We start from the raw sequence: 14,229 nt of genomic DNA on the forward strand, positions 1-14,229 counted from the left end.
CGGCGACGCGAACGTCGCTCGGGGCGGCCGGCGACAGCGCGCGGCCGGGGCCGTTTGCGTCGCACGGGACGTGTTCACTTCCACCGGTATGACCCGGAGGGCGAGGGCGGGTTCCGCCGGGCCGACGCTGCTAACATGGCTGCCCCAAGGGCAGGGGTCAGGCACGGACCGGATTCGCGGGGAGGGGCTTTCGGCCCCAGACTGCCGCAGTTGGCCGGCGCGCATTTGCCCGACTCTGCAACTCCCTGCGAAATCAAAACCTTATCTCGCTTCGCGAGTGTATCAGATAACCCTGCCGATGACCGATCCCAAGTTTCCCAGAGTCCCGGCCGCTGAGGCCGGTGAGGCCCGTGCTGCCGCTCGCATGGTGCGCGTGCCGGAGGATCGGGAAGGGCAGCGGCTGGACAACTTCCTGCTGGGGCAACTCAAGGGTGCGCCCAAGTCATTGATCTACAAGCTCGTCCGTTCCGGCCAGGTGCGGGTCAACGGAGGGCGCGGCAAGCCCGAGCGCAAGCTGGTTGGCGGCGACGAAGTGCGGATCCCGCCCCTGCGTCTGGCCGAGGAGGGCGAGAAGCCGGCACCACCCAAGGGCTTCCTGGACGCCATGGACGCCTCGATCGTGTTCGAGGACGCCCGCCTGCTGGCCATCAACAAGCCGTCGGGTGTGGCCAGCCATGGCGGCAGCGGCATCAGTTTCGGCGCCATCGAGACGCTTCGCGCGCTGCGGCCTGGGCAGACCCTGGAGCTGGTGCACCGCCTTGACCGGGACACCTCCGGCCTGCTGATCGTGGCGAAGAAGCGTTCGGCCCTGAAGGAAATGCAGGCGTTGATGCGTGAGGAAGGCGGCATCGCCAAGCGTTACCTGGCGCTGCTGGCGGGCCGCATGCCCGATGGGGTGATGACCGTGGATGCGCCCCTGCACATCGGGCTGCGCCAGGGCGGCGAGCGCCACGTACAGGTGCATCGAGACGGCAAGCCTTCGTTGAGCCATTTCAAGGTGCTGGAACGCCGCGGCGGCCAGTCCTATTGCGAAGTGCGGATCGAGACCGGCCGGACCCACCAGATCCGCGTGCATGCCCAGCATATCGGCCACCCGGTGGCCGGCGATGACAAGTACGGCGACCCGGCGGTCAACAAGCGCCTGCGCGAGCAGGTGGGGCTGAAGCGCCTGTTCCTCCATGCGTCCACGCTGGAATTCGCGCTGGAGGGGGGCAAGGCGCCGTACCAGCTGACGGCGCCACTTGCGCCGGACCTGCTGGACGTCCTGGACCGGCTGGCCTGAGCCGCGCCGTATGGGCCCCCCGCCGGTTTTCACGGGCGGCGGGGCGGGGTTTGCGCGTAAGCGGAATCAGGACCTAGAGGCTGTCGGCCGTGGTGCCGGGGCAGTCCTCAGGCAGCTCGGCCGGCGGCGTGAACTTCACCGGAACCTGCAGCTTGGAGGTCGTCGGCTGGCCGTTGCGCGTGGCTGGCGAGAACTTCCAGTTGCGCACCGCGGCTTGGGCGGACGCGTCGAGGGCCGCCACCTTGCTGGTCCGCGCGACCTGGATGTCGGTGGGTGTGCCGTCAGGCCCGACCGTCACCAGCAGTTCCACCGTGCCGCCCACCTGCGAGCAGGCCAGATCCAACGGGTAGTCGGGCGGCGGGGTGTCGACCGCCTTGAGTTCAGTGGACGGCACGATGTTCTCGTCGCTCTGCGCCGCGGGGCGCTGGCAACCGCCGAGCAGGGCCGACACGGCCAGCAAGCCGGCAGCGGACACGGCAGCGTGGATGGCGAACTTGCGGGTCATGGCGTGCCTCCTTGTTTTTGCCTTGTTTCGGCGGCTTTGAATCATCAGTCCGCGAGGGCGTCAGCCTTGGCCGCGCAGATGAAGTCGTTCTCGCTCAGGCCACCGACGTCATGGGTGGAGAAGCGCACCACGCAACGGTTGTAGTGTACGCCCAGGTCCGGATGGTGGTCCTCCCGATGCGCCACGAACGCCAGGGCATTCACGAAGGCCATCGTCCGGTAGTAGTCGTCAAACTGGAACGTCTTCACCAGGGCATGGCCGTCTTCGGCCAACTCCCAGCCCGGGATCTGCGGCATGAGTTCGCGGATGCTGGCCGGCGACAGTCGGTGCTCCACGCCACGGCGCGGGATGCAGTGGGCTTTGGCGAGGGGGACGAGGTCGTTCATGCAGGCTCCTTGCAGCGGACGCCATGTGAACCAATCACATCGCGCGGGGTCATAGCGGATTACGGGTGGCGTGCCGGCCACCGGACGCCGTTAGAATAGCCGGATGATCCAGATTTCCGAATCCGCCCAGACCCATTTCCGCAAACTGATCGAGCGCGAGTCCCTGCCGGGGCTGGGCGTGAAGCTCTCCGCGGTGCATCCGGGCACGGCCAAGGCCGATGTGCGGCTGGAGTTCGCCGAGCCTGCCGACCTGGGCGGTGACGAGTGGGCGGTGGACTGCGAAGGCTTCACCCTGTGGCTGGACGCGGGCAGCGTGACGTTCCTGGACGGCGCGGAGATCGATTACGAGGTCCAGGCCACGGGTGGCCAACTGCAGATCCGTGCCCCGAAGATCAAAGGGCAGGCGCCGACCGAAGGTGCGTCCCTGGTCGAGCGCGTGCAGTGGATCGTGGAACATGAGATCAACCCGCAATTGGCGATGCATCGCGGCAATGTCGCCGTGCAGGAAGTAACGGCCCAAGGCATGGTCGTGCTGCGCTTCGGTGGCGGCTGCCACGGCTGTGGCATGGCGGACGTGACCCTCAAGCAGGGGATCGAGAAGACGCTGCTGGAGAAGGTGCCCGGCGTGACCGCGGTGCGCGACGCGACCGACCACGACAGCGGCGCGGCCCCGTACATCAGTCGCGAAAGCGCGACGTGATGCCGGCGCGGCGCCGTTGACGAACTCAGCCGCCGCATTCATCGAGGCCCTGCACCGCAGGTGGCGCCTCACCGCGCATCGCTCGCGCCTCCCCGGCGAGTTTCCCGAGGGCTGGAAGGCCTGGCTTGAGTCGATGACGCAGCGCGTGGGCGCGGTCACGGGCGCGGGCGTGGACGATGTGTTGGCGGTGTTCCTGGCGCGCGCTTTGCCCGTGCCGCCGGAGCGCGCCGCGCTACTCGGCCGCTGGCAGGCATTTTCGACGCTGTGGCGCCAGCAGTGGCATCCCGCTCCGCGCGAGGATCGCCGCTTGCGCTGGGCCGTGGCGATTTTCTCTGTCCTGGTCAATCTGTTCTTCGCCGCGGCCCTGGTCTGGCTGATGTACCTGCAGTTCCTTGGGCTGGAGCCCCCGCCCCAGGGCGAGACCGTGGTGCAGGTCGAATTCGTTGGCCAGGGCACGCCGGGTGAAATTGGTGGGGGGGACGCGCCGCCGCAGCCCGCCGCCCAGACCGAAACCGAGACAGCAGACCGCCCGACGCCCGCTTCGGAGGCGGCAGCGGCCGCCAACCCAGAGGCAGAGGCGGTCAGCGAATCGACCGAGTCGCAGCCTGTGCTCCCGCAGGCGGCACTTGAGACCCGCGTCGAGTCACCGGAACTCGCCGGGCAACCATTGGATGTGCCCGAGCGTGAAGTGGCAGCCCCGTCTGTTCCGGCTGCGCCGCAGGAACAGGTCGTGGCAGTCAGCGAGCCCACCCCGGACCGCACGGACGTATTCGTGTTGCCCCCGCCGCGCGCAGCCCAGGCGACGCCGCGAGTCCCGGCCCGGGAACTGCGCGCGACGGTGCCCCAGATTCGCGAAACAGAGGTATCCGCCCCCGTGAGCGTCCCCACGCGCACGCTGGACCCGGCCGCGCCAACGGTGCGCGCACTCATCGCCCGCACGCCACAGGTGGTGGAGCGCGAGGTTGCCGTGCCGGTCCAGGCGCCGACCGCCCGCGAGGTGGCAGTTCGTACGCCGGCGGTGCGTGAGTTGACCCCGAAGACACAAGAAGTCAGGGAGCGAGAGGTGCAGGCCCCTCGGGCGGCACCCGCTCCTGTGCCAACGCCTGTCCGCGCCCCAGCGACCACGGCCGCAACCGCGGTCACCACCAGTCGCGCGTCTGCGCCAACGTCCGCCAGTCCGACGACGGGCTCGTCGAGTACCACCCCTTCCCAATCCCGTCCGGCCGCGCCTTCCTCCAGCGCAGGTACTGCAACGGCGAGTGCGCCGTCCCCGGCGAGCTCGCAAGGAACCGGGCCGAAGGCCCAGCCCACCCCGGGCAGTTGGGCCACGCCAGCCCGTGCTGATGACTGGGGGGCATCGGCCCGGAATACGCCAGGCGCACAGCGGGGCGTGGCGCCGGGTGTCTTCAATGCGGACGGCAGCGTGCGGGTGCCTGAAGGGCCCGGATCCGCTGCGCCCGGCATGCCGCCGGGTGCGGTGACACAGGAAATTGCCAACCTGGACCGCGCGGGCACGTGGCTCAAGCGCAAGCCCACCGACTTTGAGCCCACCTCCTTCGACAAGTATTGGGTGCCCAACGAGAGCTTGCTGGCGGAATGGGTGCGCAAGAGCATCAAGGAAGTGCTGATTCCCATCCCCGGCACCAACAAGCGCATCCGATGCGCCGTGGCGTTGCTGGCGCTGGGCGGCGCCTGCGGCATCACTGACCCGAACCTCAACGAGCAACCGGCCAGTGCGCGGCCGCCCCCGCCCGTGCCCTTCAAGCCGCACCTCCAGGAGGACAACGGCAGCGTCAAGCCCGGCACCCCGCCGGGCGGCTGACGTCCTGGAATTGGAACAATCGGTTGTATTTAGGCCAATTGAAGGCGGCACCAGTCGCAACCAGACTGTGACCCATCGCACGGGATCCCCGCGCTCCATCCCGGAGACCGTCCCGGCACGTTGCCGTCCGAGATGCCGCCATGAGCCATCTATACCTGCTGCTGGGCCGCGCCGCCCTCGCATTCCTTTTCATCTTTTCTGGTGCCGGGCGACTGGCGCATTACGCAGCTGCACAGCAATCCTTTGAGCAGCTGGGCATGCCTGGGGCACTGCTGCCTGTCGTGATCCTGCTGGAGGTTGGTGGTGGCGTGGCGGTGCTCGCGGGGGTATTCACCCGCGTGGCGGCTGGCGTGTTGGGCTTGTTTTCGCTCGCGGTTGGCGTGCTGGCATACGGTGATCTCACCGACCAGAACCAGTTCATCCAGTTGAGCAAGCACGCGGTGATGGCCGGCGGCTATTTGATGCTGGTGGCGACGGGCGCGGGTGCGTTCAGCGTCGACGCGGGGCGCCGTGCACCTGAGGCGGCCCCAGCCGAGGACTGTGTTGTCTGCTGAGGGTCTGCCCAGCGCCGACTCGTTACCGGTACAGGCATTGCGCCATGTCAGGCCCGGTAGCGAAGCGGTTGGGGCAGTTCGACCGCAAACGGGACCCTGAAACGGCAAGAGCCCGCAGATGCGGGCTCTTGTGCAGCAACTACGCGAACCGCGGTCCGCGCAGGACTGTCTTACTGCAAGCCCTGCAGATCGCGGAGTTCGCCCGAGCGCGAACCGAAGTACGCACCCAGGTCGGCGATCTGCTGGTCAGTCAGGCCCTTGGCCTGGCCGGACATCAGGGCGTGCTCACGCTCGCCACTGCGGTACTGGGTCAGGGCGTGGGCGAGGTAGTCGGCGTACTGGCCGGCCAGCTTCGGATAGCTCGGATCGATCGGGGCATTGCCTTCGGCGCCGTGGCAGTCAATGCACGACTGGCCGGACGCGCCCTTGGCCTTGGCCAGCTCCTCGCCGGCGGCGACGTGGCCGTCGGGCAGGCCCGCTGAAGAAGACTTGGCGGCTTCGGCCGCATGCGCGCCTTCGGCCGCGGCGTGCTCGGCGTTGTTGGAGCAGCCGGCCAGGGTCACGGTGGCGAGCAGGGCAATGGCGAGGGCGCCTCGTGCAAAGCCGCCTCGAGCAAAGCAATGGGTCGTCATGTGGGTCAGCTCACTCAATTCAAAGTGGAAAGGAAGGCGGCGATGTCGGCGATCTGCTGGTCGCTGAAGCTCTGCGCCTGCGCCTGCATGGTCGGGTGCTTGCGGCTGCCCTTCTTGTATTCGTGCAGTGCATTGCCCAGGTACTCCGGCGATTGGCCGCCGATCTTGGGCACATGGAAGTTGGGATAGGCGTTCTTGTAGCCGGTGATGCCGTGGCAGCCCATGCAGGTGTAGGCGAGGGCGCGGCCGGCATCGGCGTTGCCCTTCACTGCGGCGGGTGCAGCGGCGGCCGGAGCCGCGGCGGGGGTGGCTTCGGGCGCCGGGGCGTCCTGGGCCATGGTCGCGAACGCGACGGTGGTGAGGGCGAAGCAGGCGGCGATCGTCAGCGGTCGCATCATGTCGTAGTCCGCAATCTCTTATGGCTGGCAGGGGTCAATGCTGGCTGGGCGGGGCCCAGGGCCGCGCACAAGCGCTGGAGTATAGCCGCTACCGCTGCTTTGACTGAAGTCATGGCGAGCAGGGCGCCTTTTCGATCCATGGCGACGGTCACCATGACCTTCGGCGCATGGCTTCGACGATGGGGTGATTTACCTTGATACAACACCGGCACAAGCGCCGGGCCCATCCCCCTATCAAGGTCATCCCACCATGCGTCACTTCAACCTTTTCCACGGATCCGGACTGTTGCGCGCGGGTGCGCTGGCGTTGGCTTGCGGCTTGGCCCTGAGCGCCTGCAAGGGCGGGAACGGGGATGCCCAGGCCAAGACCCCTGACAAGAACGAGGTCGAGTCGGTCCCGGTGGAAGTGGCCAAGGCCACCCGCCGCTCGGTGGCCGCCAGCTACAGCGGCACCGCGCCGCTGGAGGCCCGGGCGGAGTCGCAGGTGGTGGCCAAGACTTCGGGCGTTGCCCTCCGCGTAATGGTGGAAGAAGGCCAGCACGTGCGCGCAGGCCAGGTGCTGGTGCGCCTGGATTCGGCCCGGGCCTCGTTGCAGGCAGCGCAGAGCGCCGCGCAGATGCACAAGCTGCAGAATGAGTACTCGCGCGCGCAGCAACTGATGGCGCAGAAGCTGATCAGTGCAGCCGACCACGACCGGATCCGCTTCGATCTGGAGAACGCCCGAGCGGTCAACCGCATGGCCAACCTTGAGCTGTCCTACGCCAACGTAGTGGCTCCCATTTCCGGCGTGATCGCGTCCAAGTCGATCAAGCCGGGCAACTTCGTCCAGATCAACACGCCGATCTTCCGCATCGTGGATACGGCGCGACTGGAAATGGTGCTCAATGTCCCCGAGCGCGAGATGGCCACGCTCAAGGCCGGCCTGCCGGTGGAGCTGAAGGTTGATGCGCTGCCGGGGCGCAGCTTCCAGGGCACCGTGGATCGCGTGGCGCCGGTGGTGGACTCGGGCAGCGGCACCTTCCGCGTCATCTGCGCCTTCGATGGTGAGGGTGTGTTGCAGCCGGGCATGTTCGGTCGCATCGGCATTGCATATGACAACCGCACGGATGCGCTGGTGATTCCGCGTTCGGCACTGCTGGAAGGCGAGGCCGACACTGCGGTGTTCATGGTCAAGGCCGGCAAGGCCCAGCGGGTCCCGGTGGAACTGGGTTACATCGACGGGGAATGGGTGGAGGTGCGCAAGGGCGTGGAGGTGGGTGACCAGGTGGTGGTCGCCGGCAAGAACACCTTGCGCGACGGCACCGTGGTGACCGTGATCGGCCAGCCGGGCACCAAGCCGGTGGCTGCCGCCAAGCCCGCCTCGTCGAAGCAGTAAGCGGAGACTTCCCGTGACGCAGCCCTCGGACGCGCGCTCTTTCGATCTGGTCGAGTTCTCCACCCGCCGCCGAGTGACGGTGGCGATGGTGACGCTCACCTTCCTGATGTTCGGCCTGATTGCGCTGAGCGGGCTGAAGGTCAACCTGTTGCCCGACCTCAGCTACCCCACCTTGACGGTGCGCACCGAGTACACCGGTGCTGCTCCCGCCGAGATCGAGACCCTGGTCTCCGAGCCGGTGGAAGAGGCGCTGGGCGTGGTCAAGGGCCTGCGCAAGCTCAAGTCTGTGTCCCGTGCGGGGCAGAGCGACGTGGTGCTGGAGTTTGCGTGGGGCACGGACATGGACCGTGCCAGCCTCGACGTGCGCGACAAGATGGAGATGCTGCAGTTGCCGCAGGAGGCCAAGCCGCCGGTGCTGCTGCGCTTCAACCCCTCCAATGAGCCGATCCTGCGGTTGGCGTTGTCGGCCAAGGGCGGCGGGGAAGCGGATCGCCAGCTGGTGATGCTGCGCCGGTACGCCGACGATGACCTCAAGAAGAAGCTGGAACCTGTTGGCGGCGTCGCCGCGGTGAAGGTGGGCGGTGGCCTGGAGGACGAGGTGCAGGTCGAGGTAGACCCGCGCCGCATGGCTCAGATGGGGTTGTCGGTCGACACCGTCATCAACCGGCTCAAGCAAGAGAACGTCAACGTTTCCGGCGGTCGCCTGGAAGAGGGATCGCAGCGGTATCTGGTGCGTACGGTCAACCAGTTCGCCAGCGTCGAGGAGATGCGCGAATTGCTGCTGACGGTGCGGAGCGCTGGCAACAATGCGGCGCAGGACGCGATGCTGCAGATGGCGCGTGTGGCGGCGGCGACCGGCTCGGCCGACGCCATGGCTGCCGCCGCAGCCGCCCAGAGCGCATCGGGCGGGGGTGGCACCACGGCCGCGGGCGGCTTGCCCGTGCGCCTGAAGGACGTGGCCGAAGTGCGCCAAGGCTATCGCGAGCGCGAGGCGATCATCCGCCTGGGCGGCCGCGAGACCGTGGAGCTGGCGGTCTACAAGGAGGGCGACGCCAACACCGTTTCCACCGCAGACGCCGTGCACGCCCGCCTGGAGGCCATTCGCAAGTCGCTGCCGGCGGACGTGGAACTCACGGTCATCGAGGACCAGTCACAGTTCATCCGCAACTCCGTCAACGAGGTCAAGAAGGATGCGGTGATCGGTGGCGTACTCGCGATCCTGATCATCTTCCTGTTCCTGCGCGATGGCTGGAGCACCTTTGTCATCAGCCTTTCGCTTCCGGTTTCCATCGTGGCGACGTTCTTCTTCATGGGCCAGTTCGGCCTGGGCCTAAACGTGATGTCGCTGGGCGGCCTGGCGTTGGCGACGGGCCTGGTGGTGGACGACTCCATTGTCGTACTGGAGAGCATTGCCAAGGCCCGCGAGCGAGGGCTGGGCATCCTGGATGCGGCCATCACTGGGACACGCGAAGTGGGCATGGCCGTGGTGGCCTCCACGCTGACGACCATCGCCGTGTTCCTGCCGCTGGTGTTCGTGGAAGGCATCGCCGGCCAGTTGTTCCGCGACCAAGCGCTGACCGTGGCCATCGCCATTGCGATCTCGCTGGTCGTGTCGATGACGCTGATCCCGATGCTCAGCTCGATCAAGGGCCGGGCGCCGCTGGCGTTCCCAGAGGAACCCGCACAGCCGCGCTGGGCGCCGCAGAAGCGCTGGCAGAAGCCGGTTGCTGCGACGGGCCGTGGTCTCGGCTGGGTGGTGCGCAATGCGTTCTTCAGCGTGGCCTGGCTGGTGGTGCGTGCCTGGCGCGTATTGGTGGCCGTGGTCGCTCCGGTGATGCGCAAGGCCAGCGACCTGGCGATGGCGCCGTACGGTCGCGCCGAACGCGGCTATCTGCGCCTGCTGCCCGCCGCGCTGCGACACCCGACACTGGTCCTGGCGAGTTCGGCCGCGGCCTTCGTGCTGGCGCTTGCGGCGCTGCCGCTGCTGGGTACGGACCTGATCCCCCAGCTGGCGCAGGATCGCTTCGAGATGATGGTGAAGCTGCCGCCTGGAACCCCGCTGCGCGATACCGACGCAGTGATCCGCGACGTGCAGATGGCGCATACCAAAGAGCCGGGCGTGCGTGCGATGTACGGCGTCAGCGGCACGGGCACGCGACTGGACGCCAGTCCCACGGAGAGCGGCGAGAACATCGGGCGCCTTTCGGTGATCATGGAGGGCGGTGGCAGCGAAGCGGTGGAGGCCGCGACCACGAATCGCCTGCGCGAGTCCATGCAGGCCCACCCGGGTGCACAGGTCGACTTCCGCCGCCCGGAGCTCTTCAGCTTCTCGCCGCCGCTGGAGATCGAGCTGCGCGGCCAGGACCTCGAGGAGATCCGCACCGCGGGCCAGAAGCTGGCCGGCCTGCTGCGCGCCAACCCGCATTACACGGACGTCAAGTCGACGGTGGAACAGGGCTTCCCTGAGGTGCAGATCCGATTCGACCAGGAACGTGCCGCTGCACTCGGCCTCACCACCCGCCAGTTGGCCGACACCGTGGTGCGTCAGGTGCGTGGTGAGGTGGCCACCCGTTACAGCTTCCGTGACCGCCGCATCGACGTGCTGGTGCGCGCCCACGAGAGCGAGCGCGACTCGGTCGAAAGCATCCGTCGGCTGGTGGTCAATCCGGGCAGTGCGCGTCCGGTGACGCTGGACGCGGTGGCCGACGTCGTCGCCACCACCGGTCCGAGCGAAATCCATCGCGCCGACCAGGTGCGCGTGGCGGTGGTTTCGGCCAACCTCGACGGAATCGACCTGGGCGCCGCGGTGAAGGAGGTCGGTGACATCGTGGCGGCCGATCCACTGGGAGCGGGCATCGGCATGCACGTCGGCGGCCAAGGCGAGGAACTGGCGTCGTCGATGCGCTCGCTGCTGTTCGCCTTCGCGCTGGCGGTGTTCATGGTCTATCTGGTCATGGCGTCGCAGTTCGAATCACTGCTGCACCCCTTCGTGATCCTGTTCACCATCCCGCTGGCGCTGGTGGGCGCGGTGCTTTCGCTCCTGGTGACCGGCAACTCGATCTCGGTGGTGGTGTTCATTGGCCTGATCCTCCTGGTTGGCCTGGTGACCAAGAACGCGATCATCCTCATCGACAAGGTCAACCAGTTGCGCGAGACCGGCGTGGCGAAGCGTGATGCGTTGGTGGAAGGTGCCCGCTCGCGCCTGCGGCCGATCGCGATGACCACCCTGTGCACCCTGTTCGGCTTCCTGCCCCTTGCCATCGCGGTGGGCGAGGGCGCGGAAGTGCGCTCGCCGATGGCGATCACTGTCATCGGTGGTCTGTTGGTGTCGACGCTGCTGACGCTGCTGGTCATCCCGGTGGTCTATGACCTGCTGGATCGGCGCTCCGAAGAGTACTGGCTGGAGCGCGGTCGCCGCGCCCGCCAGGTCCGTGCCGAGAACGAAGGCGCCATCGCGGCGGATGCGGGGATGGCCGGATGAGCATCGCCGAACTCAGCATCCGCCGCCCCATCACCACGGTCATGTTCTTCGTGACCATGGTGGTGATCGGCCTGATCGCCGCGATCCGCCTGCCGCTGGAGGCCTTTCCGTCGGTCTCTTTCCCGGTGATCTTCATGCAGATGCCCTACCAGGGCTCCACGCCGGAAGAAGTGGAGCGCACGCTGGTGCGCCCATCCGAGGAGGCGTTGGCGACCCTGCCGGGTATTCGCAACATCCAGAGCACGGCCACGTCCAACGGCGCCAACATCATGGTGCTGTTCAGTGACTGGGAGCGCGACGTCAAGATCGCAGCCTCCGAGGCACGCGAACGCATCGACGCGATCCGAAACGACCTCCCGGATGAACTGACGCGCATCTTCGTCGGCAACGCGAGCACCGACGACGAGCCGGTACTGGCCATTCGCCTTGCGAGCCAGACGCTCGACCTTTCAAAGTCCTACGATCTCATCGATCGCGAGCTCAAGCGTCGAGTTGAGCGCGTGCCGGGCGTGGCGCAGGTGCGAGTGTCGGGTGCGACGGCCAATGAAGTGGAAATCGCCATCGAACCCCAGCGGCTGACCGCCCACGGACTCTCGCTGGATGATCTCAACCGTCGCCTGCGCGACCTCAATTTCTCGGTCTCGGCGGGTCAGGTCACCGATGGCGGACAACGCCTGCGGGTCCAGCCGGTGGGCGAACTGGAGTCACTGGATCAGCTTCGCGAACTCGTCCTGACCGGTAACGTGCGCCTTGGCGACGTCGCCGAGGTGCGACTGAAGCCCGCACGCAACGACATGGGCCGTCGCCTCGATGGTCGCCCCGCCGTGGGACTGGATGTATTCAAGGAGCGCAGCGCGAACCTGGTGGACGTTTCTCGGCAGGTATTGGCGGAGGTCGAGCGCATCCAGGGCGAACCGTCGATGCAGGGCATCCAGGTCAAGATCATCAACGACCAGGGTGCCGTGGTGACGGATTCGCTGCTGGAACTGGCCGAGGCCGGCGCCATCGGCCTGCTGCTGTCGGTGATCGTGCTGTACTTCTTCCTGCGCCATTGGCCGTCGACGCTCATGGTGTCACTGGCGATTCCGATCTGCTTCGTCATGACCCTGGGTTTCATGTACTTCGCCGGGGTCACGCTCAACATCCTGTCGATGATGGGCTTGCTGCTCGCCGTCGGCATGCTGGTCGACAACGCCGTCGTGGTGGTCGAGAGCATCTACCAGGAACGGGAGAAGAACCCTGGGAATCCGCGCCTCGCCTCGATCCTGGGCACGCGCCACGTGGCCATCGCACTGTCGGCCGGTACGCTGTGCCACTGCATCGTGTTCGTGCCCAACCTGTTTGGCGAACGCAACGTGTTAGCAATCTACCTGTCGCAGATCGCCATCACCATCTCGGTATCGCTGCTGGCTTCATGGCTGGTGGCGGTGAGCCTGATCCCCATGCTGTCGGCGCGGTTGAAGACTCCGCCGGCGCTGACCGCGCGCACGGGCGTCATCCATCGCCTGCAGGAACGCTATGCCCGCCTGTTGCACTGGAGCCTGGCGCATCGGGGCAAGAGCCTGCTGGGCGTGTTCCTGATGGTCGCCGTCAGCGTTGCCCCGGTGATGCTGACCAAGTACAACATGTTCGGCGGTGACGAGGAGGCCGAGACCGAAATCGGCTACCAGTGGAACGGCAGCTACACCGTCGAGCAGATGTCCGCTGAGGTTGCACGGGTGGAGGACTTCCTCGATGCGCGCCGCAAGGACTACCAGATCACCCAGATCTACTCGTGGTTCAGCGAGCAGGGATGGGGCGGCACCCGCATCACCTTTGATGAGAATTTCGACGGTGAGCTCAAGCCATTGGTGGATCGAATCAGCCGCGAACTGCCCAAGTCCGCGCGAGCTCGCCTCATCGTCGGGCGGCAAGGCGACGGCGGCGGTGGCCCACCCAAGGCGGTGCAGTTCCGCCTCGTGGGCGACTCCACCCAGGTGCTGAACGACATCGCCCGCGACATCCTCCCTGTGCTTGAGCGTCGCCCCGAACTGCGGGATGTGCGAGTGGACAGCGGCGACCGCAACCAGGAAGTGCAAGTCCGCATTGACCGCGAACGCGCGGCCTCCTTCGGCTTCACCACCGAGCAGGTCGGCACGTTTGTCGGCATGGCCCTACGCGGAGCACGCCTGCGTGATTTCCGCCGGGGCGACACCGAGGTGCCCGTCTGGGTGCGCTTCTCCGGCGCCGAACAGTATGGCGCGAAGGAACTGGCGTCCTTCAACGTCCGCGCCGCCGATGGCCGTCAGGTGCCGTTGCTCGCCATGGTGGACGTGATCCCGGGCGAAGCGGCCAACCAGATCCGCCGCATCAACCGGCAGACCACACTCACCATCGAGGCAGCGCCCGACGGAAAGACCACCATGCCCGATGCACGCAAGGCAGTGGAGGAGACGATGAAGTCGGTTACCTTCCCGCCGGGTTACAGCCACACGTTTGAGACCCTGCAGTTCTTCGACGAAAGCCAGATGGTCACGCAGATGATCTTCAACCTGCTGATCGCGCTGGTGATGGTCTACGTGGTGATGGCGGCTGTGTTCGAGTCGCTGCTGTTCCCCTCCGCCATCATGTCCGGCGTCGTGTTCTCGGTCTTCGGCGTGTTCTGGCTGTTCTGGCTGACCGGTACCGAGTTCAACATCATGGCTTTCATCGGCATCCTGGTGCTGATGGGCGTAGTGGTGAACAACGGCATCGTGATGCTGGAGCACATCAACAATCTGCGCCGCCGCGGTCTGTCGCGAACGGAAGCACTTGTCGAGGGCAGCCGCGAACGTCTGCGCCCGGTGCTGATGACCATGGGCACCGCGATCCTGGCGATGATCCCCATTGCGATGTCGCAGGGCACGGGCGATGGCATCGCGTACGCACCGATGGCACGCGCGATCGCCGGTGGCCTTGCATTCTCCACGGTGGCGACCCTTCTGTTCCTGCCGACCGTGTACGCGATCCTGGACGACATGGGCCAGAAGACGGGTGGGTTGCTGCGTCGGGCGCGTGGGGTTGCGCCGGAAGGGGCCGGGGTGGCCCCGGCCTGAGGTCCAATCGGTGCGGCCAG

General features: G+C 66.9%; 11 protein-coding genes. 7 read left to right on the plus strand and 4 right to left on the minus strand.

Annotated features, from left to right (window positions below):
• Positions 1-298: 298 nt before the first annotated feature.
• Entirely contained in the window at positions 299-1,282 is a 984-nt protein-coding gene (locus AC3ARF_RS07110) for an RluA family pseudouridine synthase (protein WP_498931594.1), read from the plus strand.
• A gap of 73 nt (positions 1,283-1,355) precedes the next feature.
• Here AC3ARF_RS07110 and AC3ARF_RS07115 read toward each other — a convergent pair whose 3' ends face one another.
• Both AC3ARF_RS07115 and AC3ARF_RS07120 read right to left on the minus strand, forming a co-directional pair.
• Positions 1,356-1,787: an energy transducer TonB gene (locus AC3ARF_RS07115; protein WP_498931596.1), complete on the minus strand. Its 432-nt coding sequence runs from the start codon at positions 1,785-1,787 to the stop codon at positions 1,356-1,358.
• A gap of 44 nt (positions 1,788-1,831) precedes the next feature.
• Positions 1,832-2,173 carry a 4a-hydroxytetrahydrobiopterin dehydratase gene (locus AC3ARF_RS07120; RefSeq protein WP_498931599.1) on the minus strand — a complete coding sequence of 114 codons (342 nt, stop codon included), beginning with the start codon at positions 2,171-2,173 and terminating at the stop codon, positions 1,832-1,834.
• Between the two features lie 103 nt (positions 2,174-2,276).
• Between AC3ARF_RS07120 and AC3ARF_RS07125 the strand changes: the two genes are divergently transcribed.
• From AC3ARF_RS07125 to AC3ARF_RS07135, 3 genes are all read left to right on the plus strand, one after another.
• Entirely contained in the window at positions 2,277-2,873 is a 597-nt protein-coding gene (locus AC3ARF_RS07125; RefSeq protein ID WP_498931601.1) for an NfuA family Fe-S biogenesis protein, read from the plus strand.
• Between the two features lie 16 nt (positions 2,874-2,889).
• Positions 2,890-4,695, plus strand: coding sequence for a hypothetical protein (locus AC3ARF_RS07130; RefSeq protein WP_498931603.1), 1,806 nt, complete (start codon positions 2,890-2,892; stop codon positions 4,693-4,695).
• A gap of 140 nt (positions 4,696-4,835) precedes the next feature.
• A complete protein-coding gene (locus tag AC3ARF_RS07135) occupies positions 4,836-5,249 on the plus strand; it encodes a DoxX family protein (RefSeq protein WP_498931605.1) in 414 nt (137 codons plus the stop codon).
• A gap of 170 nt (positions 5,250-5,419) precedes the next feature.
• Here AC3ARF_RS07135 and AC3ARF_RS07140 read toward each other — a convergent pair whose 3' ends face one another.
• Both AC3ARF_RS07140 and AC3ARF_RS07145 read right to left on the minus strand, forming a co-directional pair.
• Complete coding sequence (locus tag AC3ARF_RS07140; protein WP_498931607.1) at positions 5,420-5,881, minus strand: c-type cytochrome; 462 nt, start codon at positions 5,879-5,881, stop codon at positions 5,420-5,422.
• A gap of 14 nt (positions 5,882-5,895) precedes the next feature.
• Positions 5,896-6,276: a c-type cytochrome gene (locus tag AC3ARF_RS07145; RefSeq protein WP_498931792.1), complete on the minus strand. Its 381-nt coding sequence runs from the start codon at positions 6,274-6,276 to the stop codon at positions 5,896-5,898.
• Between the two features lie 253 nt (positions 6,277-6,529).
• Here AC3ARF_RS07145 and AC3ARF_RS07150 point away from each other — a divergent pair, with 253 nt between their 5' ends.
• The 3 genes from AC3ARF_RS07150 to AC3ARF_RS07160 are packed head-to-tail and all read left to right on the plus strand — an operon-like array spanning position 6,530 to position 14,209.
• Complete coding sequence (locus AC3ARF_RS07150) at positions 6,530-7,654, plus strand: efflux RND transporter periplasmic adaptor subunit (protein WP_498931609.1); 1,125 nt, start codon at positions 6,530-6,532, stop codon at positions 7,652-7,654.
• Positions 7,655-7,667: 13 nt separating this feature from the next.
• Positions 7,668-11,135: an efflux RND transporter permease subunit gene (locus AC3ARF_RS07155; RefSeq protein ID WP_498931611.1), complete on the plus strand. Its 3,468-nt coding sequence runs from the start codon at positions 7,668-7,670 to the stop codon at positions 11,133-11,135.
• Positions 11,132-14,209, plus strand: a complete 3,078-nt coding sequence (locus AC3ARF_RS07160) for an efflux RND transporter permease subunit (protein WP_498931613.1) — start codon at positions 11,132-11,134, stop codon at positions 14,207-14,209. Before AC3ARF_RS07155 ends, AC3ARF_RS07160 begins: the two co-directional genes overlap by 4 nt.
• The last annotated feature ends 20 nt before the right edge of the window (positions 14,210-14,229 follow it).

The organism is Lysobacter sp. KACC 24251 (assembly GCF_057747755.1).